Raw genomic sequence first — 22,665 nt, forward strand, 5'->3', positions numbered from 1 at the left:
AACGACGCACCATGAACGAATCCGCCGCGACGTGGACCGTGGGCGACACGACCGTCCGCCGCATCGACGAGGTCCTCCTGCCGCCGGAGACCGGGCCGTGGCTGCTGCCCGACGCCACCGCGGACGTGGTCGCGCGGCAGGACTGGCTGCGCCCGGACTTCGCGGACCGCGAGGGCGTCCTGCGCCTCGACAGCCACAGCTTCGCGCTGGTCGTGGGCGGACTGCGCGTCCTCGTCGACACCGGCATCGGCAACGGCAAGACCCGGGCGAACCCGGCGTGGCACGACCTGCGGACGGACTACCCGGAGCGCCTCGCCGCCGCCGGATTCGCCCCGGAATCCATTGATCTGGTCGTCCTCACCCACCTGCACACCGACCACGTCGGCTGGAACACGCGCGACGCGGGCGGCGAATGGGTTCCCACCTTCCCCCGCGCCCGCTACGTCGTCTCCCGCGCCGAGCGGGAGTTCTGGGCCGGCTACGACATGGACGAGCCGCGGCGGCAGATGTTCCGGGACTCCGTGCACCCCGTCGAGGACGCGGGCCTGCTCGACCTGGTCGACGTCCCGGCCGAGGGCACCGAGGTCGCGCCGGGCCTGCGCCTGCTGCCCACCCCCGGGCACACGCCCGGCCACGTCGCCGTCCAGGTGCGCAGCGGCGGCGAGACGGCGCTGATCACCGGCGACTGCGTCCACCACCCCGTCCAGCTCGCCCACCCGGCCATCGGCAGCTGCGTCGACATCGACCCGGAACGGGCCGGGGCCACGCGCCGATCGCTGCTCGCCGCCCTCGCCGACACGGGAACCTTGTTGCTGGGCACGCACTTCCCGCCGCCGACGGCGGGCCGGGTGATCACCGACGGCGACGCCTACCGCCTCGTGCCGGTCCCCGGAGGCCGCTAGACGCCGGCGGTGCGGTTCTAGGCGCCGCGGCGAAACGTGCGGCGGTAGGCCGCGGGGCTGGTGCCGAGGCGCAGCCGCAGGTGCTTGCGCAGTGATGCCGCGGTGTTCAGGCCGGACTGCTCGGCCACCGCGTCGATCGGCAGATCCGTGGCCTCCAGCAGGTGGCGGGCGTGCTCGATGCGCTGCTGCAGCAGCCAGTCCAGCGGGCTGGTGCCGGTCTCCTCCCGGAACCGGCGGGTGAAGGTCCGCACGCTCATCCCGGCGTGCGCCGCCGCGTCGTCCAGGGTGAGCGGCTCGGTGAGCCGTTCCAGCAGCCACGCCCGCGTCGGCGCGGTGCCGGAGCCGCTGGTCTCCGGAAGCGGCCGCTCGATGAACTGGGACTGGCCGCCGTCCCGCCACGGCGGCACGACGCAGGACCGGGCCGCGCGGTTGGCCACCTCGCTGCCGTGGTCGCGGCGGAGCACGTGCAGGCACAGGTCGATCCCGGCGGCCACGCCTGCCGAGGTCAGCACGTCGCCGTCGTCCACGAAGAGCACGTCCGGATGCAGCTCCACCTGCGGGTACAGCAGCCGGAAGCGCGCCACGTGCTCCCAGTGCGTGGTGGCCGGGCGGCCGTCGAGCAGGCCCGCCGCCGCGAGCACGAACGCGCCGGTGCAGATCGACATGATCCGCGTGGTTCCGGGCAATCCGGCCAGGTAGCCGGCGAGTTCGGGGGACAGGCTGCCGTCCGTGCGCGGCCCTTCGGCGTAGGTGCCCGGGATGATCAGCGTGTCCGGCGCGGCCAGGAAGTCCGGGCTGGCCCCGGGCAGGATCGAGAAGCCCTTGGTGGTCTGGATCGGGCCGCCGTCGAGGCTGCAGACCTGGACGTCGTAGAGCGGCTCCCCGTGCTCGTCGCGGGCGCCGGAGAAGACCTGCGGGGGGATCACCAGGTCGAAGCCGACGACGTCGGAGAGCCCCAGGACGGCGATCCGGTGCGGGTTGGCCATGGCCGGATCATCTCACATATTGTCCCTCCGGCCACTGGTTCCGGGCCACCGGTTCGGCGAGGCTTTCGATGTGATCAGTACTGGGACCGCGCGACGCGTCCACCCCGCCTGGTGGGTGGCGGTCGTCGCCTTCATCGCCTTGCTCGGATCTGCCGCCTTCCGGTCGATGCCCGGCGTGTTCATGAATCCGCTGCACGACGAGTTCGGCTGGCCGCACAGCGTCATCTCGGCCGCCGTGTCGCTGAACCTCCTCCTCTACGGCCTGACCGCGCCGTTCGCCGCGGCGCTGATGGCGCGCTTCGGCATCCGCCGGGTCACCGTCGCGGCGCTGCTGCTCATCGCGGCCGGCAGCGGTCTGACGGTGTTCATGACCGCAAGCTGGCAGCTGATCGTGTGCTGGGGCCTCCTCGTGGGCCTGGGCACCGGGTCGATGGCACTGGCCTTCGTGTCCACAGTGGTCGATCGGTGGTTCGTGCAGCGGCGCGGGCTCGTCAGCGGCGTGCTGACCGCGGGCAGCGCGACCGGCCAGCTGATCTTCCTGCCGCTGGCGGCCGTGCTCGTCGAGAGCGACGGCTGGCGCTTCACCTCGCTGGTCATCGCCGGCACCGCACTGCTGGTCGGCCTTCTGGTGCGGCTGGTGATGCGCGATCACCCCCGCGACGCCGGCGTCACCGCCTACGGCGCGACGGGCGACGAGCCGGAGCCGGAGCGCGACCGCGGCAACCCGGCCGCGGTCGCGCTCCGCGCCCTTCGCGACGCGGCCCGCAAGCCCGCTTTCTGGCTGCTGGCGGGCGGATTCGCGATCTGCGGGGCGAGCACCAACGGACTGGTGAACACGCACTTCGTGCCCGCCGCGCACGACCACGGCATGCCGACCACGACCGCCGCCGGGCTGCTCGCGGTGATCGGCGTCTTCGACGTCCTCGGCACCGTGCTCTCCGGCTGGCTGACCGACAAGGTCAACCCGCGCCTGCTGCTCGCCGCCTACTACACGCTGCGCGGCCTGTCGCTGTTCGTGCTGCCGCAGCTGCTCGGCCCCTCGGTGGAAGCGAGCATGGTGCTGTTCGTGGTGTTCTACGGGCTGGACTGGGTGGCCACCGTGCCGCCGACCATGGCGCTGTGCCGCGAGCACTTCGGGCCCCGCGCCTCGGTGGTGTTCGGCTGGGTGTTCGCCTCGCACCAGATCGGCGCGGCGGCCATCGCCAGCATCGCGGGCGTGGTGCGCGACCAGTTCGGCGACTACGCCGCCGCCTGGTACGGCGCGGGCCTGCTCTGCCTGCTGGCGACGGCGTTCTCGGTGTCGATCCGGGTCGCCGGGCCGCGGTCGAAGCCGGCGCCGGTCACCACGGGGTCAGCGTCACGGTGATCGACTTCGGCGCGCCGTCCTGGACGTAGGAGGCGAAACCGGCCACGTCGTCGAAGGCGAACCCGTAGGCCTTGCCGTCCTCGGTGTTGGCGTGCATCACCTTGGCGAAGTGGTTGGTGACCTGGTGCTGGTAGAACGCGGCCGGATCGGTGCCGGGCTGGTCGGCCAGGTCCAGCAGGATGGAGCGGTTGAAGCCGGCGCCCAGGATGGCCGCCACCGGACCGGTGATGCCGTCGTTCGGGGCGGCCAGCGCGCCGTCGCAGAACAGCACGTCCCGTGTGGATGGTCGGCCGATCGGCTGCACGCCACCGTCGAAGTTGAAGGTGTCGCCGGAGATCTGGCCGGTGAAGATCCGGCCGTCGCCGGTGTTCACCTTCAGCCGGCTGCCCTGGTACTTGGCCCAGACCTCGTCGATGTAGGAGTCGTAGTAGGTGCCGGAGAACGCGCCGAGGTCGAGCCCGTGGCCCGGCGCGATCACCCGCAGGTCCTGCTGCCGCAGCCCGGCGAAGTCCGCGTTCTCGGTGACACCGCTGAGGATCTTCTCGCGGCCCCCGGCGGGCACCGTGCCCGTGGTCTGGTCCTGCGCGCCCTGCAGCCGGATCGACAGCGGCACGCTGAACATGTCGACCATCGTCGTGTTGCAGTACATCCCGTCGGGCTTGAGGGTGAATTCGACGGTGTCGTGCAGGATCGAGTGGTTCGGGTCGGTGTCGACCCAGCCCGCCGGATACTGCAGCGCGGGCTTGCCGTCGCCGCCCGAGACGACCTTGAACTTCAGCTTCTCGCCGAGCGCGAAGTAGATCCGGCCGGACATGCTCGGCAGGTTCAGGGTCGTGTCGCCGCTGCCCTGCAGCGGGATGGCGTAGTCGGCGAAGCCGTCGGAACCGTTGTCGGACGGCGAAACCGGCACCAGCTGCCCGTCCGGCGCGACCCGGCACTGCTCGCCGGAGTCGAGGTTCACGCCGACGACGTAGACCCAGATGGAGGCGTTGTCGAACTGGCCGCTGCGGTTGACGATCGTCAGCGGTAGCGGGACGTCGGGAGCGCGGCGGCCGGCGAAGGCCGGGGCGGCGGCGAGGCCGCCGATGGCGGGGACGGCGAGGGCGGCGGCCGAGACGCCGCCGAGGAAGGATCGTCTGCTGAGCACGGCGCTTCCCTTCGGGGTGGGGAATAAGTTTTGGGTCACAACAATTGTGGGAGCGCTCTCATCGGCCGCCAATACCCCGAAGCGCCGCCGCCGACTACCCGAACCGGCTCACCCGACCGGCCAAAACCGGACAACGGCCGGCCAGGTGGTTCGGCCGCCCCGCCGCCGGGTTGGCTAACTTTGGTGGCGATGACGGAACAAGTCGCGCGCAACGATTCCGAACGCGGGGAACTCGTGCTGCTCCGCCGGGAAGGCGTCCTGGAGCTCCGGGTCAACGGCGTTTTCGTGATGGACACCGTGCACACCGAGACCGAACGGCTGCTCGCCGGCGCCACCCTGCGGGCCGCCGCCCGGACCGACCGGGTGCTGGTCGGCGGCCTGGGACTGGGGTTCACGCTGCGGGAGGTGCTGGCGGATCCGCGGGTCCGCGAAGCGCACGTCGTCGAGATCGAGCCGGACCTGATCGACTGGCACCGCCGCGGGCTCGTCCCCGAAACCGCCGACGCGATCCGGGACGACCGCGTGGTGTTCCGCGTCGGCGACGTCGCCGAGGTGCTCGACGCGCAACCACCCGGCAGCTTCGACGTCCTGCTGCTCGATGTGGACAACGGGCCGGACTTCCTCGTCTACGACGGCAATTCCGCTCTCTACCGGGCCGATTTCCTGGTCCGCTGCAGGGAAAAGCTCACCCCGGCAGGCATCGTGGCGATCTGGTCGGCCGACGCCTCCCCGGACCTGAGCGCCGCCATGCACGAGGTCTTCGGCAACTGCGAGGAGATCCCGATCCCGGTGACCCTGGGGCAGCAGGAGACGACCTACCACCTGTTCCTGGGCCGCCGCGCTCGGGAGTGAAAATTCCGGTTCTTGCCAGAACTTTCACTCACGAGAGCAGGTCGAGCTCCAGCAGGCTGGGCTCCAAGACGCCCTCCAGCACCAGCAGCCGCCGCTTGGCCTCCAGGCCGGGGCCGAACCCGCCGAGGCCGCCGCCGCTGGCCAGCACCCGGTGGCACGGCACCAGCAGCGGCACCGGATTGCTGCCCATGATCGTGCCGACCGCCCGCGAGGCCTCCGGCCGCCCGGACAGCTCCGCCAGCCGCTTGTAGCTCACCGTCTCGCCGAAGGGCACCAGCTCGTGCAGCGTGCGCAACACGTGCAGCCGCAGGCCCTCCATCGGTGCCCACGCGATCGGCACGTCGAATTCCCGGCGCCCGCGCGAGAAGTACTCGCCGAGCTGCCGCGCGGCCTCGGCCGCCACACCGGTGTCCCGGCTCGGCTCGACGCCGTCGAACTCGCCGAGCGCCCGGTCCGGCGCGGCGAAGGCGACCCGGCACACCTCGCCGGCGGCCGCGACGACCGTCAGCTCTCCGACGGGACTGTCCAACGCGCTCCACGTCAGCGACATGCCGGGAGGGTAGCGCCCTGCACCGACGCGCCGGGCCGCGCAAGCTCGTGGCGGCTTCCCGCCGACGTTGGCGTGACCAGGCCCGTTCGCCACGGCGCGAGCTAGGCTCCGAAACATGCCCGAAACGCACGCCCACCGGCGCCACGCCCTCCGCGACCAGCTGCGCGAGCGGGAACTGGACGCGATGTTGGTGACCGGTCTGCTCAACATCCGCTACCTGACCGGCTTCACCGGATCCAACGCGGCGCTGGTGGTGCACGCCGCCGACGAGCCGGGGACCGAGTCGCGGACGGTGTTCTGCACCGACGGCCGGTACCTGATCCAGGCCGAGGCGCAGGTGCCGGACCTGGAGCGGGTCATCGACCGGCCGAGCGATCTGGCGCTGGCCGAGCGGATCGGGGCCGACGCCGCCGGGCACCGCCGCGTCGGCTTCGAAAGCCAGCACGTCACCGTCGATGGCCGCGACCTGCTGGCCGCCGCGGTGAGCGAGGCGGAGCTGGTGCGCGCGCCCGGCCTCGTCGAGCAGCTGCGGCTGATCAAGGACGAGACCGAGATCGACGCGCTGCGGATGGCGTGCGCGGCCGCCGACCGGGCGCTGGCCGACCTCATCGCGCACGGCGGGCTGCGCCCCGGCCGCACCGAGCTGGAGGTCGCCCGCGAGCTGGAGACCCGGATGCTCGACCACGGCGCGGCCGGACCGTCGTTCGAGACGATCATCGCCGCCGGGGCGAACTCCGCGGTGCCGCACCACCGGCCCACCGACGCGGTGCTGGCGGCCGGCGACCTCGTGAAGATGGATTTCGGCGCGCTCGTCGACGGCTACCACTCGGACATGACCCGGACCGTGGTGCTCGGCAAGGCGGCGGATTGGCAGCGCGAGATCTACGAGCTGGTGCGCGCCTCGCAGGCCGCCGGCCGGGCCGCCCTCGCCGTCGACGCCGACGTGAAGGCGGTGGACACCGCGGCCCGCAAGGTGATCGAGGACGCTGGCTACGGCGAGCAGTTCCTGCACGGCCTAGGACACGGCGTCGGCCTGGAGATCCACGAGGCACCGGCGTTGTCGCAGCGGGGGGACGGTAGAATCGGCGCCGGGATGGCGGTCACCGTCGAGCCTGGTGTCTACCTGGCAGGGCAGGGCGGGGTCCGCATCGAGGACACGCTGGTCGTGCGTCCCAGCACGCCGGAGCTCCTCACCTTGACGACGAAGGAGCTCGTCGAAGTCTGACGCGCCGAGGTGCGCCGGTACGCCGGAATCCGGTTCGCGTCGGCAACACGCCCAAGCCATCACCACAGGAGAGACCCCTACCGTGGCATCCACGAACGACCTGAAGAACGGACTGGTGCTCAACATCGACGGCCAGTTGTGGACCGTCGTGAACTTCCAGCACGTCAAGCCCGGCAAGGGCGGCGCCTTCGTTCGCACCACCCTGAAGAACGTCCTCTCCGGCAAGGTCGTGGACAAGACCTTCAACGCCGGCGTCAAGGTGGACACCGCGAACGTCGACCGCCGCGAGATGACCTACCTCTACAACGACGGCACCGACTACGTGTTCATGGACCCCGACACCTACGACCAGGTCAACATCTCGGCCGACGTCGTCGGGGACGCCGCGAACTACATGCTGGAGAACAGCGCCGTCGTCGTGGCCCGCCACGACGAGGCCCCGCTGTACGTCGAACTGCCCGCCTCGGTCGAGCTCGTCGTCTCGCACACCGACCCGGGCCTGCAGGGCGACCGCTCCACCGGCGGCACCAAGCCCGCCACGCTGGAGACCGGTGCGGAGATCCAGGTCCCGCTGTTCCTCAACACCGGTGACAAGGTGAAGGTCGACCCGCGCGACGGCCGGTACCTCAGCCGCGTCAGCAGCAAATGATCGCCTGCCCGTCGGCCGCGGCATTCGGTCCGGCCGGAAAGAGGGTGTGAGGTGGGTTCTCGGAGCAAGGCACGCAAGCGTGCCGTGGATTTCCTCTACGAGGCCGATCAGCGCGGCGTCGACGCCGTGACCCTGCTGGCCGACCGCGTCGGCTCACCGGAGGTCCCGCCGGTCGGCGACTACACGATCGCCCTGGTCGAGGGCGTGACGGCGAACCGGGAGCGGATCGACGAGGTGCTCACGCAGCACGCCGAGGGCTGGTCGCTGGGGCGGATGCCCGCGGTCGACCGCTCGGTGCTGCGGCTGGGCCTGTACGAGCTGCTGTGGAGCGACGACGTGCCGCCGGCGGTGGCCATCGACGAGGCCGTGGAGCTGGTCAAGGCGCTGTCCACGGACGACTCGCCGCGCTTCGTCAACGGCGTGCTGGGCCGCATCGCGGGCATCGGCGACCGGCTCCGCAAGTCGGTCCGCCCGGAGCAGACTGCGGCGGAGTAGTCCGAACGAGTTACAGATGAGGGGCACCCCGGGCCGGGAGACCGGCCAGGGGTGCCCCTCATCGCGTCGTACCCCCGATCGGGTGACTGGGCCGCGGATCGGGCGCGGGCCGTGGTCGGCTGACCGGGCAAAACGAAGGGGCACCCGTTGCGGCCGATGGTCGCGGTGGGTGCCCCGTCACGTGCCCGGCCCACACGAACGGGTGGGCCGGGTGTTGTGTCACTCCTCCCGGGCTGGGCGGGCCTCCGGGGGAAGCACGCCCCAGTCGATGAGCTGCTCGGTGAGCTCGCCTGGCGTCATGTCGTAGATGATGGCCAGGGATCGCAGGTCCTCGGTGCGGATGGACAGCACCTTGCCGTTGTAGTCACCGCGCTGGCTCTGGATGGTGGCCGCGTAGCGGGCCAGCGGGCCCACCTTCTCCGCAGGTAGCTGCTGCAGCCGCTCCAGGTTGATCACAACCTTGGTGGCAGGTTCGGCGCCGGAGGGCACCCGGCCTTCGGGAAGCAGTTCCGCGACCGGAACACCGTAGAAGTCGGCCAGTTCGGCCAGCTTCTGCACGGTCACCGCACGGTCGCCTCGCTCATAGGACCCGACGACCACGGCCTTCCACCGCCCGCCAGACTTCTGCTCGACGCCGTGCAGCGACAGACCCTGCTGCTGGCGGATAGCGCGGAGCTTGCTGCCCAGCGCCTTGGCGTAGTCGCCCATGTGGCGTTTCTCCGTTCGTTCGCCCCGTTAGCCGATAACGGCGACCGGGGAGCAAAGCTCAGATCGATACGGAGAGTAATGTTCGCTCGCGAGCGTCACCAGGTCAAGTTGGTCTTTGCTGGCAATGCGGCGAACACCACCACACCACCCGGTCGATTGACCTCGCGGCGCTGATAGCGTACAAGGCAGCCCGGTGGTCGGCACTGGTTTCCGAACCAGAGACTGCGGGGCAGCTCACACACCATCCTTTAAGGACCCGTCCCGTGAGGCGGGGAAGGAGGTCGCACCGTGGCGTCACGCCAACCGGCGGACGCGACGGATCCGGTCGGGCAGCGGGAGCTGCTCTCGGCCGGTGACGTTGCGCGCACGATAGCCCGGATCGCCCACCAGATCATCGAGAAGACCGCGCTGGACACCGGAAGCGACGATGTGGTGCTGCTGGGCATCCCGACGAGGGGAACTTCGCTGGCCCAGCGGCTGGCCGCGAAGATCAGCGAGTTCAGCGGCGTGACGGTGCCCACCGGCATCCTCGACATCACGCTCTACCGCGACGACCTGCGGCACCGCCCGAACCGTCCGCTGGAGCCCACCAGCCTGCCCGCGCAGGGCATCGACAACGCGCTGGTCGTGCTCGTCGACGACGTGCTGTTCTCCGGCCGGACCGTGCGGGCCGCCCTCGACGCCCTGCGAGACCAGGGCCGGCCGCGGGCGGTTCAGCTGGCGGTGCTGGTCGACCGCGGGCACCGCGAACTGCCGATCCGCGCCGACTACGTCGGCAAGAACGTCCCCACCTCGCGCTCCGAGGGCGTTGCGGTCCTGCTCGCCGAGACCGACGGCACCGACCGCGTGGTGCTGCGCCGCCCGGACGCTCTGCAGGACGAGGAGGTCCGCTGATGCGACACCTGCTGTCCACCGAAGGTCTGGACGCCGCCACCGCGACGAGCGTGCTCGACACCGCCGACACCCTGAAGCAGACGCTGCTGGGGCGCGAGGTCAAGAAGCTGCCGACGCTGCGCGGCCGGACCGTGGTGACCCTGTTCTACGAGAACTCCACGCGCACCCGGGTGTCCTTCGAGGTCGCCGGGAAGTGGATGAGCGCCGACGTGATCAACGTCTCGGCCAGCAGTTCTTCGGTCAACAAGGGCGAGTCGCTGCGCGACACCGCGCTGACGCTGGCCGCCGCCGGCGCCGACTGCGTGATCGTCCGGCACCCCGCCTCGGGCGCGGCGCAACGGCTGGCCGGCTGGCTCGACGAGGTCGGCACCCAGATCATCAACGCCGGCGACGGCATGCACGAGCACCCCACCCAGGCGCTGCTGGACGCCGCGACGCTGCGGGAGCGGCTGGGCGAGCTGGCCGGGCGCCGCATCGCCATCGTCGGCGACCTGCTGCACAGCCGCGTGGCGCGCTCGAACGTGCACCTGCTGCGCACCCTCGGCGCCGAGGTGGTGCTGGTCGCGCCGCCGACGCTGGTGCCCGCCGGGGCGCAGCAGTGGGGCGCGGAGGTGCGCCACGAGCTGGACCCGGAGCTGCCGAAGCTGGACGCCGTGATGATGCTGCGGGTCCAGGCCGAGCGGATGCACGGCGGCTTCTTCCCGTCGGCGCGGGAGTACTCGATCGCCTACGGCCTCAACGAGGCGCGGCTGGGCAGGCTGCCCGAGCACGCGGTGGTCCTGCACCCCGGCCCGATGCTGCGCGGCATGGAGATCGCGCCGGCCGTGGCCGATTCGCCGCGCGCCGCTATCACCCAGCAGGTCAGCAATGGCGTGCACGTGCGGATGGCGGTGCTCTACCACCTGCTGGCGGGAGAGGAGATCACGTCATGAACGGTCCTGTGCCAGTGTCAACTCCAGTCCTCCCCAACCGCACCTCAGGGGAACGTGAAGCAAACCAGCCACAAGAAACCGCGAAACGCGAGATTGAGCGGAACGCAACCACCACTGAAAATCGCGGAGAGGCGGAACTGTGAGCGGACCAGTCATGAGCCGGGTGCTGCTGAAGGACGTCCGCCCGTACGGCGAGGGCGAGCCGGTGGACGTGCTGATCGACGGCGAGGTGATCGCGGAGATCGGCCCCGGTCTGGACGCCGATGCGGACGAGATCGTGCACGCCGGCGGTGCCGTCGCGCTGCCGGGCTTCGTGGACTTGCACACGCACCTGCGGGAGCCGGGCCGGGAGGACGCCGAGACCGTCGAGACCGGTTCGATGGCCGCCGCGCTCGGCGGCTACACCGCGGTCTTCGCGATGGCCAACACCGATCCGGTCGCCGACAACGCGGTGATCGTCGAGCACGTGTGGCGGCGCGGCCGCGAGGTCGGCCTGGTCGACGTGCACCCGGTGGGCGCGGTGACGGTCGGGCTCAAGGGCGAGAAGCTGGCCGAGCTGGGCACCATGCGCCGCAGCATCGCCGAGGTCCGGGTGTTCTCCGACGACGGCCACTGCGTGCACGACCCGCTGCTCATGCGCCGCGCGCTGGAGTACACGAAGTCCTTCGGCGGCGTGGTCGCGCAGCACGCCGAGGAGCCGCGGCTGACCGTGGGCGCGCAGGCGCACGAGGGTGCGAACGCCGCCCGGCTGGGCCTGGCCGGCTGGCCCGCGCCGGCGGAGGAAGCGATCGTGGCGCGTGACTGCCTGCTCGCCGGGCACACCGGCGGCACGCTGCACATCTGCCACGTCTCCACCGAAGGCACCGCCGAGATCCTGCGCTGGTGGAAGTCCCGCGAGTCGAGCGGGCGGGTGTCGGCCGAGGTCACGCCGCACCACCTGCTGCTGACCGACGACCGGCTGGCGACCTACGACCCGATCAACAAGGTCAACCCGCCGCTGCGCACCGATGCCGACGTGCTGGCGCTGCGCCAGGCGCTGGCCGACGGCACCGTGGACTGCGTGGCCACCGACCACGCCCCGCACGCCGCGCAGGACAAGGACTGCGAGTGGTCCGCGGCGAAGCCGGGCATGCTCGGCCTGCAGACCGCGCTCGGCATCGTCGTGCAGACGATGGTGCGCTCCGGGCTGCTGGACTGGCGCGGCGTGGCGCGGGTGATGAGCGAGCGGCCCGCCGAGATCGCCGGGCTGACCGACCAGGGCCGCCCGGTCGCCGCGGGCGAACCGGCGAACCTGGTGCTGGTCGATCCCGACGCCGAGTGGACGGTGCGCGCCGCGGAGCTGGCCAGCCTCGGCGAGAACTCGCCGTTCGAGGGCATGCGGCTGCCCGGCCGCGTGGTCGCGACGCTGCTGCGCGGCCGGATCACCGCGCACGAGGGCAAGGTGACGCGCTGATGGAACGCTTCCTGTGGGTGCTGGGGATGGCCGCACTGGTCGCCCTGGTGTTCTTCGGCATGCGGCGGGGCTGGACCGGCCGGGCCCGCCGGCAGGCCGCCGAGCTGCCGGAATTCCCGGCTCCGCCGGCCGAACCGGGCGAGGAGTTGCTGCCCGCCGCGACCGGCATGTACGTCGGCACCACGAAGGCGACCGACTGGCAGGACCGCATCGCGGTCGGCGACATCGGGCACCGCGCCAACGGCACCGCGCACCTGCACGCCGCAGGCCTGCTGCTGCGACGAACCGGGGCCAGCGACGTGTGGATCCCCGCGGAGTCCATCGTGGACAGTCGCCTGGACCACAAGCTGGCCAACAAGGTGGTGCCCGGAGCCGGCCTGGTCGTGGTGACCTGGCGGCTGGGCGAGCAGCTGCTGGACACCGGGTTCCGCGGCGACGACAAGACAACGCAGACCGAGTGGGTCGAGGCGGTCCGGGCACTGGCGCCCGCTGACGAGCCGACGCAACACGAGACCGCGAGCTCGCGGCAGGAGGACAAATGAGCGACCACATCCCGGCCGCACTGGTACTCGAGGATGGCCGGATCTTCCGCGGGGAGGCCTACGGCAAGGTGGGCCGCACCCTGGGTGAGGTCGTGTTCAACACCGGCATGACCGGCTACCAGGAGACCCTGACCGATCCCTCGTACCACCGCCAGATCGTGGTGCAAACCGCGCCGCAGATCGGCAACACCGGCTGGAACGACGAGGACGACGAGTCGAAGCGGATCTGGGTCGCCGGCTACGCCGTCCGCGATCCCGCCCGCATCCCGTCGAACTGGCGCTCCCGCCGGTCGCTGGTCGAGGAGCTGGCGCGGCAGGACATCGTCGGCATCGCGGGCATCGACACCCGCACCCTGACCCGCCACGTCCGCGAGCTGGGCGCGATGCGCGGCGGCATCTTCTCCGGGCCGGAACTCGGCTCCGACGACGAGATGGTCGCCGCGGTCAAGGCGAGCGCCGAGATGGTCGGCGCCTCCCTGGCGGGCGACGTGACCACCGCCGAGCCCTACGTCGTGCCCGCCATCGGCGAGAAGCGGTTCACCGTGGCCGCGCTCGACCTCGGCATCAAGTCCAACACGCCGCGGATGATGGCCGAGCGCGGCATCGAGGTCCACGTGCTGCCGCTGGCGTCCACACTGGACGAGGTGCTGTCGGTCAAGCCGGACGGGCTGTTCCTGTCCAACGGCCCCGGCGACCCGGCCACCACCGACCAGCAGGTCGAGCTGACCCGCCAGGCCCTGGACCGCAAGCTGCCGCTGTTCGGCATCTGCTTCGGCAACCAGATCCTCGGCCGTGCGCTCGGCCGGGGCACCTACAAGCTGCGCTACGGGCACCGGGGCATCAACATCCCGGTGATCGACGCCGAGACCGGCCAGGTCGCGATCACCGCGCAGAACCACGGCTTCGCCGTCGAGGGCGAGCCGGGCGAGCGGTTCGACACCGACTTCGGCCGCGCGATGGTCAGCCACCACTGCGCGAACGACGGTGCGGTCGAGGGCCTCCGGCTGCTCGACGGCCCGGCGTTCAGCGTCCAGTACCACCCCGAAGCGGCGGCGGGCCCGCACGACGCCGCGCCGCTGTTCGACAAGTTCGTTGATCTGATGACGGAGGCGCGCTGATGCCGAAGAGGACCGATATCAAGCACGTACTCGTCATCGGTTCCGGGCCGATCGTGATCGGCCAGGCGTGCGAGTTCGACTACTCCGGCACGCAGGCGTGCCGGGTGCTGCGCGAAGAGGGCATCCGCGTCTCGCTGGTGAACTCGAACCCGGCGACGATCATGACGGACCCGGAGTTCGCCGATGCCACCTACATCGAGCCGATCACCCCGGAGTTCGTGGAGAAGGTGATCGACGCCGAGCGGCCGGACGCGATCCTGGCCACCCTCGGCGGGCAGACCGCGCTGAACACGGCGGTCGCGCTGCACGAGCGCGGCGTGCTGGAGAAGTACGGCGTGGAGCTGATCGGCGCCGACTTCGAGGCGATCCAGCGCGGCGAGGACCGGCAGCGGTTCAAGGACATCGTGCGCGCCATCGGCGGCGAGGTGCCGGAGTCGGCGGTGTGCAAGTCGATGGAGGACGTGCGGGCGTTCGTCGCCGAGCGCGGCCTGCCGGTCGTGATCCGGCCCAGCTTCACCATGGGCGGCCTGGGCTCGGGCATGGCGCACACCGAGGAAGACCTGGAGCGGATGGCCTCCTTCGGGCTGGCCGAGTCGCCGGTGCACGAGGTGCTGATCGAGGAGAGCGTCCTCGGTTGGAAGGAGTACGAGCTCGAGCTGATGCGCGACCACGCCGACAACGTGGTGGTCATCTGCTCGATCGAGAACATCGACGCGATGGGCGTGCACACCGGTGACTCGGTGACCGTGGCGCCGTCGATGACGCTGACCGACCGCGAGTACCAGCACATGCGCAACGTGGGCATCGCGGTGCTGCGCGAGGTCGGGGTGGACACCGGCGGCTGCAACATCCAGTTCGCCATCCACCCGGACACCGGCCGGATGGTCGTCATCGAGATGAACCCGCGGGTGTCGCGGTCCTCGGCGCTGGCGTCGAAGGCCACCGGCTTCCCGATCGCCAAGATCGCCGCGAAGCTGGCCGTGGGCTACACGCTGGACGAGATCCAGAACGACATCACCGGCGAGACCCCGGCGAGCTTCGAGCCGACGCTGGACTACGTGGTGGTGAAGGTGCCGCGGTTCGCCTTCGAGAAGTTCCCGGGCGCGGACCAGGAGCTGACCACGACGATGAAGAGCGTCGGCGAGGCGATGGCCGTGGGCCGCAGCTTCTCCGAGGCGCTGGGCAAGGCGCTGCGCTCGATGGAGACGAAGGCGGCCGGTTTCTGGACCAGGGCCGACCCGGAGGGCGTCACCGTAGAGTCCACTCTGGACGAACTTCGCACGCCGCACGACGGGCGGCTGTACACGGTGGAGCGCGCGCTGCGGCTGGGCGCTTCGGTGGAGCAGGTGCACGAGGCCTCGGGCATCGACCCGTGGTTCGTCGATCAGATCGCGGCATGGGTCGAACTGCGCGGCGAGCTGGTCGAGGCGCCGGTGCTGGACGCGGTGCTGCTGCGGCGCGCGAAGCGGGCCGGGCTGTCGGACCGGCAGATCGCCGCGCTGCGGCCGGAACTGGCCGGTGAGGACGGCGTTCGCGCGCTGCGGCACCGGTTGGGCGTGCGGCCGGTGTACAAGACGGTCGACACCTGCGCCGCGGAGTTCGCGGCCCGGACGCCGTACCACTACTCGGCCTACGAGTCCGACCCGGCGGCCGAGTCGGAGGTCACCGAGCAGCGCGAGCGGCCGAAGGTGATCATCCTCGGCTCCGGCCCGAACCGCATCGGCCAGGGCATCGAGTTCGACTACTCCTGCGTGCACGCCGCGATGGCGCTGCGGGAGGCCGGCTACGAGACCGTGATGGTCAACTGCAACCCGGAGACGGTCTCCACCGACTACGACACCTCGGACCGGCTGTACTTCGAGCCGCTGACCTTCGAGGACGTCCTGGAGGTCGTGCACTCCGAGCAGCAGTCCGGCACCGTGGCGGGCGTGATCGTGCAGCTCGGCGGCCAGACCCCGCTGGGCCTGGCGAAGCGGCTGGCCGACGCCGGGGTGCCGATCGTGGGCACGCCGCCGGAGGCGATCCACCTGGCCGAGGACCGCGGCGCGTTCGGCGACGTGCTCGCCGGGGCGGGCCTGCCCGCGCCGAAGTACGGCACCGCGACGTCGTTCGAGGGCGCCAAGCGGATCGCCGACGAGATCGGCTACCCGGTGCTGGTGCGGCCGTCCTACGTGCTCGGCGGCCGGGGCATGGAGATCGTCTACGACGAGGCGTCGCTGGAGAACTACATCGCCCGCGCCACCGAGGTCACCCCGGAACACCCGGTGCTGGTGGACAACTTCCTCGACGACGCGATCGAGATCGACGTGGACGCGCTCTGCGACGGCACCGACGTCTACCTCGCCGGCGTGATGGAGCACATCGAGGAGGCCGGTATCCACTCCGGCGACTCGGCGTGCGCGCTGCCGCCGATCACGTTGGGGCGCCAGGACATCGAGCAGGTGCGGAAGTCCACTGAGGCCATCGCGCAGGGCATCGGCGTGCACGGCCTGCTGAACGTGCAGTACGCGCTCAAGGACGACGTGCTGTACGTGCTGGAGGCCAACCCGCGCGCCTCGCGGACGGTGCCGTTCGTGTCGAAGGCGACCGCCGCGCCGCTGGCCAAGGCGGCGGCCCGGATCATGCTCGGCGCCAAGATCGCGGACCTGCGCGCGGAAGGCATCCTGCCCGCGGAGGGCGACGGCGCGGAGCTGCCGGTCGACGCGCCGGTGGCGGTGAAGGAAGCCGTGCTGCCGTTCCACCGGTTCCGCACCCGCGAGGGCGCCGGCGTGGATTCGCTGCTCGGGCCGGAGATGAAGTCCACCGGCGAGGTGATGGGCATCGACGTCTCCTTCGGGCAGGCCTTCGCCAAGTCGCAGGCCGGCGCGTACGGCTCGCTGCCCACCTCGGGCCGGGTGTTCGTGTCGGTGGCGAACAAGGACAAGCGGTCCCTGGTGTTCCCGGTCAAGCGGCTGGCGGACCTCGGGTTCGAGATCCTGGCCACCAGCGGCACCGCGGAGGTGTTGCGCCGCAACGGGATTCCGTCCACGGTGGTGCGCAAGCACATCGAGAAGGACGGCCAGGAGCGCGACATCGTCGAGCTGATCAAGGCCGGCGAGGTCGAGATGGTGATCAACACCCCGTACGGCAACCCGGGCCCGCGCGTGGACGGCTACGAGATCCGCACCGCGGCGGTCTCCCGCGACATCCCGTGCATCACCACGGTGCAGGGCGCGGCGGCGGCCGTGCAGGGCATCGAGGCCGCCATCCACGGCAACATCGGGGTCCGGCCCCTGCAGGCGTTGCAGGCGGCCCTTCGGCAGGGCGGTGAGCAGCGATGACTGATCCGCTGCGAGCAGGCTTCGGGCAGCGGCTGGCGGATTCGGTGCGGGCGCGCGGTGCGCTGTGCGTCGGCATCGACCCGCACCCGTCGCTGCTGCACGCCTGGGACCTCGACGAAACCCCGCAGTCGCTGGAGCGGTTCGCGATGACCGCGGTGGAGGCGCTGGCCGGTGAGGTCGCCGTGCTCAAGCCGCAGTCGGCGTTCTTCGAGGTGTACGGCTCGGCCGGGGTCGCGGTGCTGGAGCGGACGATCCGGGAGGCGCAGCAGGCCGGCGCGCTGGTGCTGCTGGACATCAAGCGCGGCGACATCGGTTCCACGATGACGGCGTACGCGATGGCCTACCTCGACGAGCACGCGCCGCTGGCGTCCGATGCGATCACGGTGTCGCCGTACCTCGGCTACGGCTCGCTGGCCCCGGCCATCGGCATCGCGGAGCAGACGGGACGCGGGGTGTTCGTGCTGGCGCGGACCTCCAACCCGGAAGGCGCGGGCCTGCAGCAGTCGATCCACGGCAGCGGCGACTCGGTCGCCCAGTACGTCGTGGACTCGGCGGCGGAGAGCAACGCGGGAGCGGAGCCGATGGGGCACGTGGGGGTGGTGGCGGGAGCCACGATCCGCCCGGAGGAGCTGGACTTCTCCCGCCTCAACGGCCCGATCCTGGCCCCGGGCCTGGGCGCCCAGGGCGCGACGGTGCAGAGCCTGCGGGCGGTGTTCGGGGCGGCGTTGCCGAACGTCCTCCCGGCGACGGCCCGCGACGTCCTCCGCCACGGCCCGACGGTCGACGGCCTCCGCTCGACGGCCCGCAGGGTCCGCGACGAGGTGACCGAACTCCTCCAGGGCTGAATCGCCGAGCGAGGGTTGTCCCCGGCCGGGGACAACCCTCGCTTCGCATTGGTTCTGGTACGAAGTTCGCGTGCATCCCGCAACGAATGGCGCTGTCGCGCAGAAGAAGCCGCCTCGCGTGCTGCGGTGGATCGTCGTCCTGGTGCTGGTCTGGCTGGTCACCGGCGGCTACTTCCTGGTCTCCACCAGCGCTTCGATCTGGTCCGGGACCGTCGGCGGCGGCGCGGCCGCGGCCGATCCGGTCGCGCGCGTGGAACTCGAGCAGGGGCAGCCGTTCGGGCTCGCCGCCCACCGGGACGAGTACGTGAAGTGCCAGGTGGTCCCGGAGAACGGCGAGGCGCGCGAGTTCGTCCCCGACCGCCCGGCGAACAGCCTCCGCAGCTCGCGGCTGCCGGGGCCGGAACCGGCGTGGTTCTCCGGCGCCGCCGAGGTCCGCTGCACGGGGCCGACGTCGGTGATCCTGCCGGAGCGCTACGACAAGACCGGGCAGTACGTCCTGATGGGACTGATGGCGGCGTCGAGCCTGATGATCGTGGTGGTCCTCGTGCAGATCGCGCGGCGCGTCCGTGTCGGCAACCGGCTGCACGCGGGCGGCTGATTTGCTCGCGGGAACGGATTTTCGAACGGCGAGAGGGGTCGTGCCCGGTCGGATAGTCTCGGCCCGAACGAATCGGAAGTTAAAGGGGACAGACGGTGAGCAGCGCGTCTGAGCGCATCCAGGAAATGATGCGCAAGTTCGAGGAGCAGGCGCAGAAGGCGTCGGAACTGCAGTCCAAGATGCAGGACATGCAGGGCACGGCGAGCAGCCAGGACCGGTCGGTGACGGTGACCGTGGCGCCGTCGGGAGCGGTGCTGGACCTGCGCCTGGCGCCGAACGCGGTGCGCCAGTCCGCCAACGAACTGCAGCAGCAGATCATGGCCACCATCCGCCAGGCGACGGCGATCGCGGCGGAGCAGATGAACGACGCGGTGGCGCCGATCCTCGGCGACCAGTTCGACAAGTTCCAGGAAGCGTTCAACGTCGAAGGCATGGCGATCAAGCCGACGGCGGTGGACGAAACGCCGGAGCAGGCAAGCCCCACGCCGCCGCCGGCCCCGAACACTCCGCCGTCGGCAGGCCCGGCAGCGCCGCAGCGCCCGCCGTCGGCAGGCCCGGCAGCGCCGCAGCGCCCGCCGTCGGCAGGCCCGGCAGCGCCGCAGCGCCCGCCGTCGGCAGGCCCGGCAACGCCGCAGCGCCCGCCGCAGCGGAGCACCGACTACGACGATGACGACTTCTCCTCGGGCTCCTTCCTCCGCTAAGCGGGATCGCCTTGACTGACTTGAAGATGACGCCGGAAGCCCTGACCGGCCACGGCCAGGGCTGCGAGAGCTTGGCGGACAAGTTCGGACAGCTCGCGGACCTCCTCCAGCAAGCCCGGGTGGACGACCAGTGCTTCGGGCCCATCGGCAAGGAGCTCGTCAACCTGTTCGGCATCTACATGGACAGCCTGCAGGAGTGCCAGGACTTGGCGTCGAAGGCGCAGCAGTTCCTGGTCAAGACGAAGCAGTCGCTGGATGACACCGTCAAGGACTACGCCGAAACCGAACAGCAGATCTCGGAGATGCTGAAGAAAGCCGGGGAGGGATTGGGCGGATGAGCTCGCCACAGGGGCCGGGCGACTTCCAGACCCTGAACAAGGGCGAGGGCGACCAGAAGAACTGGTTCGATCAAGCGGCAGGCCGCGGCTCGTCCCTGTGGGGTGCCGGCCAGGACGTTGCAGATGCCTCGGAACCGCCCGAGTGGGGCGCGGCGATGGTCTCGATGCGGATGGAACAGCTGGAGCTGCTGACAAGTCCTGGCCAGACGTTGATGAGCAACGGTCTGGGATTCCTGGTGTCCATCGTGCTCAGCCCGCTGATCGAGCTGATCGAATGGGCGGTCGGCGACCCCGAGCAGATGCGGGCCACCGGGGAAGGCTGGGAGAACGTCGCGAAGTGGCTCGACCAGGTTGCGGAGCAGGAGCCGCAGCGGGCGCAGGCGACGGCCGAAGCCTGGGTCGGCAAGGACGGCGACGCGTTCCGCAACCAGATGACGGAGTTCGGCGACGGCGTCAAGGCGCTGGCTGCCGACATCCGCGATCTCAAGGGCACCTTGGACATGATCGCGGACATCTTCGACATGGTCGTCGAGTTCTTCATCCAGACGGTGACCGAGCTGATCATCGGCCTGATCGTCCAGTGGCTGGCGGCCCTGGCGGCGTCGTGGATCACGGCCGGCGCTTCGGTCGGCGCGGCAAGTGCGGGGACCGCTGTCCAGGTGGGGGCCACTGGCGCCCGCATCACGATGCGTGTCACGCAGGTGCAGCGCAAGCTCTTCCAGATGTTCCAGAAGATCGAAAAGCTTCTGCAGAAGCTTCGCGAGGCGGGCAAGCTCCGCAAGGTCATCGACAAGATGACCGAATTGCGCGAGGGCAACATGATCGAGAAGGCGATCGCGCGGAAAGTCGACGCGAATCCGGTGGCCAAGTTCCTCACCAAGGCGGACGGCGACACCCTTGGCTCGACAGGGGGCAAGTTCCTCCAGGACGTGAGCAAGCAGCACGCCGACAAGCTCAGAGATTTCGACGACCAGATTGCCAATGCGACCAGTGACCGGGCCAAGGAAGCACTGCAAGCCCAACGGAGCCAGTTCTTGCAGGACGCCAAGGACGTTCAGGGGCTTGCGAGCACTGCAAGTTCGCACGTGCTCAGTGGTGTTCTCGGCGGAAAGGCGACCTTTGGTCAGGCAGCGATGGTGGCAGGTACGGATGTTGTGACCGGCGCTGTTGTTGAGCAGGGGGCGAACGCGGCCTACGACACCGGCAAGGGCTGGTTTCAGGGGGACCTGTCCGATGAACAGCGGGATCAGGCGCAGGAGCGTGGTTTCTCGTGATCGAGGTGTTGTCCGCCCGGGCTTTTTGGTGTGCCTCCGACGAGAAGATCCTGTGGTGCCATCCGATCGCGCCGGTTAGCACGCATTACGTCCTCTATCAGGTTCCCGGGCTTGACGAGTGGGGCGATAAGCGTTGGACCGCGGGTAAGGTGCTCGGCGGGATCGCCAGCGGGGTTGTCGGGACCGCTATGGAAGTGCTTTCCCCGACAGAAGGCGACAGTTACAACACCCCGAGTGTTCAGCAGGCCGTAGTTTCCGGTCGTGACCGGGACTGCCTCGCAGCCTCGCATTTGGGACATTGGCAGGCTAGTGGCGTAAACACCAAGGGTGGTAGTCGCGAATTCGTGTGGGTCCTGACGTCACATCGGCTCGGGATGCTGGAGTTCGCCAAGGGAAAATCGGACGATGCCGGCTTGTTGGGCGGGCTGAAGAAGAAGATCGGTGGTTCGGCGGGGCAGGACGATGCTGGTGGTCGGCATCGATCAGTGCAGTTGCCGGGGCTGGTCGTCCACGCCGAGTTCCCGAGGAACATCATCTCGAACATCGACGTGGCCCAGTACAAGGTGAAGGGGCAGGCGGGGAAGTACTTGCGCGTCACCCTCGCGGACGGGTCGGCGATCGATCTCACCTTCCCGGGGAACGGCTCGCATGGCGGACACAAGATAGATCGTTTGCTTGCGATGAGTTTCGGCCGGGAGTAGGTGCTGACGGTGAAATCTGAGAAGCAGCTCATCAAGCTGGTGGAAGAAGGCTGGCTCCAGCAAGGGGAGAAACTGCAGGAGTTCGGCGGCGGTGATCGCGAGCGCGTGCATCTAGGTGCCGCGATAGGTGGCCGTCACGAAGCGCCATACGCGCCGCAGCATCCCATTCGCAACGACCTCGAGGTCGATTTCGCAGACGTGCCCTACCCGACCATCGTAGTCCAGGAAGGCCGATTCCACGGTGATGAGTGGGTTCATGACCCGACGATCCGTGGCTGGGTAAGTGCGGATTCGCCAGGTCGGGAAGCGGTCCGATGCGCGGACCAGCTGGTCGCCGCCGGCCCGGAAGGCTGGTTCATCGGTACCGATCGCCGTATTGCCGTCGTCGTCGAGTCTGCCGTGCTCCGCAAGTCCGATGTGGGCGAGGTTCCCGAAGCAAGCGCCGCCGAGGAACCGGCGAACGAGACCAAGGGCTTCGGGCGATTGCTCGGTAAAGCTCGCTCGGCTATCAATGCTGTCTCCGAGCTTTCCGGGTCGCTGCTCGGCGGCGAAGGGCTGGTCACCCTCTGGGAGTGTCCGCGCGAACGTTTTTCCAAAGCGGCTAAAGACGTCAAAGGACGGTGGTCCACCGGATCTGGTTTTTCCATTAATCGGTTCGACGATGGATCGACAATCGAGGTGGCGTCGAAGATCCACCTTCCAGGCTTCCAGTGATCCTTTTTGGGTGGTTTGACGAAATGCGGGGGCTAGGCGCAATGCCGGTCGTTTAAGTGATCTTGGCTGGTCGAGGTCGGTGCCCGGTCTTGCTGGGTGCGGTGATGACGACCGCTGAGCGGGATGGCCTGCTGTCCTGGCGCTGCTGGCGATGGCGTGCCCGTTTGACCGGGAAGTTGCTCATCTTCCTCTTGATCACGCGCGGATAGCTCCGGTTCCGGCGCTTCGGATTGATCTCATCGCAGACCTCGGCCAGCAGTAGACGATAGTGATCATCACTTGCTGTGAGGGGGAAAAGACTCCGGTTTCCACACGCGGGACCGGATGACACGCACCGTGTTCTTATGCGAAATCC

The 22,665-nt window shown here is 70.0% G+C and carries 23 protein-coding genes; 19 read left to right on the forward strand and 4 right to left on the reverse strand.

The features are described 5' to 3' along the window. Positions 1-11 precede the first annotated feature (11 nt). Entirely contained in the window at positions 12-902 is an 891-nt protein-coding gene (locus BLW84_RS36640; protein WP_093275301.1) for an MBL fold metallo-hydrolase, read from the forward strand. A 17-nt stretch (positions 903-919) separates the two neighbouring features. On the opposite strand, the gene BLW84_RS36645 is transcribed toward BLW84_RS36640, so the two are convergent. After that, entirely contained in the window at positions 920-1,888 is a 969-nt protein-coding gene (locus BLW84_RS36645; protein ID WP_093275302.1) for a GlxA family transcriptional regulator, read from the reverse strand. Between BLW84_RS36645 and BLW84_RS36650 the strand changes: the two genes are divergently transcribed. Beyond that, positions 1,887-3,254, forward strand: coding sequence for an MFS transporter (locus tag BLW84_RS36650; protein ID WP_093275305.1), 1,368 nt, complete (start codon positions 1,887-1,889; stop codon positions 3,252-3,254). The genes BLW84_RS36645 and BLW84_RS36650 overlap by 2 nt on opposite strands. Here BLW84_RS36650 and BLW84_RS36655 read toward each other — a convergent pair. Further along, entirely contained in the window at positions 3,229-4,401 is a 1,173-nt protein-coding gene (locus BLW84_RS36655) for a glycoside hydrolase family 64 protein (protein ID WP_093275307.1), read from the reverse strand. The genes BLW84_RS36650 and BLW84_RS36655 overlap by 26 nt on opposite strands. Positions 4,402-4,590: 189 nt before the next feature. Between BLW84_RS36655 and BLW84_RS36660 the strand changes: the two genes are divergently transcribed. Then, complete coding sequence (locus BLW84_RS36660) at positions 4,591-5,253, forward strand: spermidine synthase (RefSeq protein ID WP_093275310.1); 663 nt, start codon at positions 4,591-4,593, stop codon at positions 5,251-5,253. Between the two features lie 28 nt (positions 5,254-5,281). Here BLW84_RS36660 and BLW84_RS36665 read toward each other — a convergent pair whose 3' ends face one another. Then, the gene (locus tag BLW84_RS36665) at positions 5,282-5,803 is read right to left on the reverse strand and encodes a methylated-DNA--[protein]-cysteine S-methyltransferase (protein WP_093275312.1); all 522 of its coding nucleotides are present in this window, start codon (positions 5,801-5,803) and stop codon (positions 5,282-5,284) included. 115 nt (positions 5,804-5,918) lie between these two features. Between BLW84_RS36665 and BLW84_RS36670 the strand changes: the two genes are divergently transcribed. The 3 genes from BLW84_RS36670 (at position 5,919) to nusB (ending at position 8,172) form a co-directional block, all read left to right on the forward strand. After that, positions 5,919-7,028, forward strand: a complete 1,110-nt coding sequence (locus BLW84_RS36670; protein ID WP_093275315.1) for a M24 family metallopeptidase — start codon at positions 5,919-5,921, stop codon at positions 7,026-7,028. 82 nt (positions 7,029-7,110) lie between these two features. Beyond that, positions 7,111-7,677 carry an elongation factor P gene (gene efp, locus BLW84_RS36675; RefSeq protein WP_093275318.1) on the forward strand — a complete coding sequence of 189 codons (567 nt, stop codon included), beginning with the start codon at positions 7,111-7,113 and terminating at the stop codon, positions 7,675-7,677. A gap of 51 nt (positions 7,678-7,728) precedes the next feature. Next, positions 7,729-8,172: a transcription antitermination factor NusB gene (gene nusB, locus BLW84_RS36680; RefSeq protein WP_093275321.1), complete on the forward strand. Its 444-nt coding sequence runs from the start codon at positions 7,729-7,731 to the stop codon at positions 8,170-8,172. 219 nt (positions 8,173-8,391) lie between these two features. On the opposite strand, the gene bldD is transcribed toward nusB, so the two are convergent. Beyond that, a complete protein-coding gene (gene bldD, locus BLW84_RS36685) occupies positions 8,392-8,880 on the reverse strand; it encodes a transcriptional regulator BldD (RefSeq protein WP_010311046.1) in 489 nt (162 codons plus the stop codon). Positions 8,881-9,168: 288 nt separating this feature from the next. Between bldD and pyrR the strand changes: the two genes are divergently transcribed. The 13 genes from pyrR to BLW84_RS46755 all read left to right on the forward strand — a co-directional run bounded on the left by pyrR (position 9,169) and on the right by BLW84_RS46755 (position 22,310). After that, complete coding sequence (gene pyrR, locus BLW84_RS36690; RefSeq protein ID WP_093275323.1) at positions 9,169-9,774, forward strand: bifunctional pyr operon transcriptional regulator/uracil phosphoribosyltransferase PyrR; 606 nt, start codon at positions 9,169-9,171, stop codon at positions 9,772-9,774. Next, a complete protein-coding gene (locus BLW84_RS36695) occupies positions 9,774-10,706 on the forward strand; it encodes an aspartate carbamoyltransferase catalytic subunit (RefSeq protein WP_093275326.1) in 933 nt (310 codons plus the stop codon). The genes pyrR and BLW84_RS36695 overlap by 1 nt, the downstream gene beginning before the upstream one ends. A 154-nt stretch (positions 10,707-10,860) precedes the next feature. Then, positions 10,861-12,159 carry a dihydroorotase gene (locus BLW84_RS36700; protein ID WP_093275328.1) on the forward strand — a complete coding sequence of 433 codons (1,299 nt, stop codon included), beginning with the start codon at positions 10,861-10,863 and terminating at the stop codon, positions 12,157-12,159. Next, positions 12,159-12,701: a PH-like domain-containing protein gene (locus BLW84_RS36705; RefSeq protein WP_093275331.1), complete on the forward strand. Its 543-nt coding sequence runs from the start codon at positions 12,159-12,161 to the stop codon at positions 12,699-12,701. Before BLW84_RS36700 ends, BLW84_RS36705 begins: the two co-directional genes overlap by 1 nt. Beyond that, the gene (carA, locus tag BLW84_RS36710) at positions 12,698-13,819 is read left to right on the forward strand and encodes a glutamine-hydrolyzing carbamoyl-phosphate synthase small subunit (protein WP_093275332.1); all 1,122 of its coding nucleotides are present in this window, start codon (positions 12,698-12,700) and stop codon (positions 13,817-13,819) included. The genes BLW84_RS36705 and carA overlap by 4 nt, the downstream gene beginning before the upstream one ends. Next, complete coding sequence (gene carB / locus BLW84_RS36715; protein ID WP_093275335.1) at positions 13,819-17,139, forward strand: carbamoyl-phosphate synthase large subunit; 3,321 nt, start codon at positions 13,819-13,821, stop codon at positions 17,137-17,139. The genes carA and carB overlap by 1 nt, the downstream gene beginning before the upstream one ends. Then, entirely contained in the window at positions 17,136-17,984 is an 849-nt protein-coding gene (gene pyrF / locus BLW84_RS36720) for an orotidine-5'-phosphate decarboxylase (RefSeq protein ID WP_093275337.1), read from the forward strand. The genes carB and pyrF overlap by 4 nt, the downstream gene beginning before the upstream one ends. Positions 17,985-18,054: 70 nt before the next feature. Beyond that, entirely contained in the window at positions 18,055-18,582 is a 528-nt protein-coding gene (locus tag BLW84_RS36725; protein WP_093275340.1) for a hypothetical protein, read from the forward strand. Between the two features lie 95 nt (positions 18,583-18,677). After that, entirely contained in the window at positions 18,678-19,283 is a 606-nt protein-coding gene (locus BLW84_RS36730) for a YbaB/EbfC family nucleoid-associated protein (RefSeq protein ID WP_143061224.1), read from the forward strand. Between the two features lie 11 nt (positions 19,284-19,294). Continuing rightward, positions 19,295-19,621, forward strand: coding sequence for a hypothetical protein (locus BLW84_RS36735; RefSeq protein ID WP_245761641.1), 327 nt, complete (start codon positions 19,295-19,297; stop codon positions 19,619-19,621). After that, a complete protein-coding gene (locus BLW84_RS36740) occupies positions 19,618-20,895 on the forward strand; it encodes a WXG100 family type VII secretion target (protein WP_093275344.1) in 1,278 nt (425 codons plus the stop codon). The genes BLW84_RS36735 and BLW84_RS36740 overlap by 4 nt, the downstream gene beginning before the upstream one ends. Continuing rightward, positions 20,892-21,596, forward strand: a complete 705-nt coding sequence (locus BLW84_RS36745; RefSeq protein ID WP_093275347.1) for a hypothetical protein — start codon at positions 20,892-20,894, stop codon at positions 21,594-21,596. Before BLW84_RS36740 ends, BLW84_RS36745 begins: the two co-directional genes overlap by 4 nt. 9 nt (positions 21,597-21,605) lie before the next feature. Continuing rightward, on the forward strand, positions 21,606-22,310 hold the full coding sequence (locus tag BLW84_RS46755) for a hypothetical protein (protein ID WP_143061225.1): 705 nt from the start codon (positions 21,606-21,608) through the stop codon (positions 22,308-22,310). Positions 22,311-22,665 lie beyond the last annotated feature (355 nt).

Source organism: Saccharopolyspora shandongensis (genome assembly GCF_900106995.1).
In the GTDB taxonomy this organism is placed as follows: domain Bacteria; phylum Actinomycetota; class Actinomycetes; order Mycobacteriales; family Pseudonocardiaceae; genus Saccharopolyspora; species Saccharopolyspora shandongensis.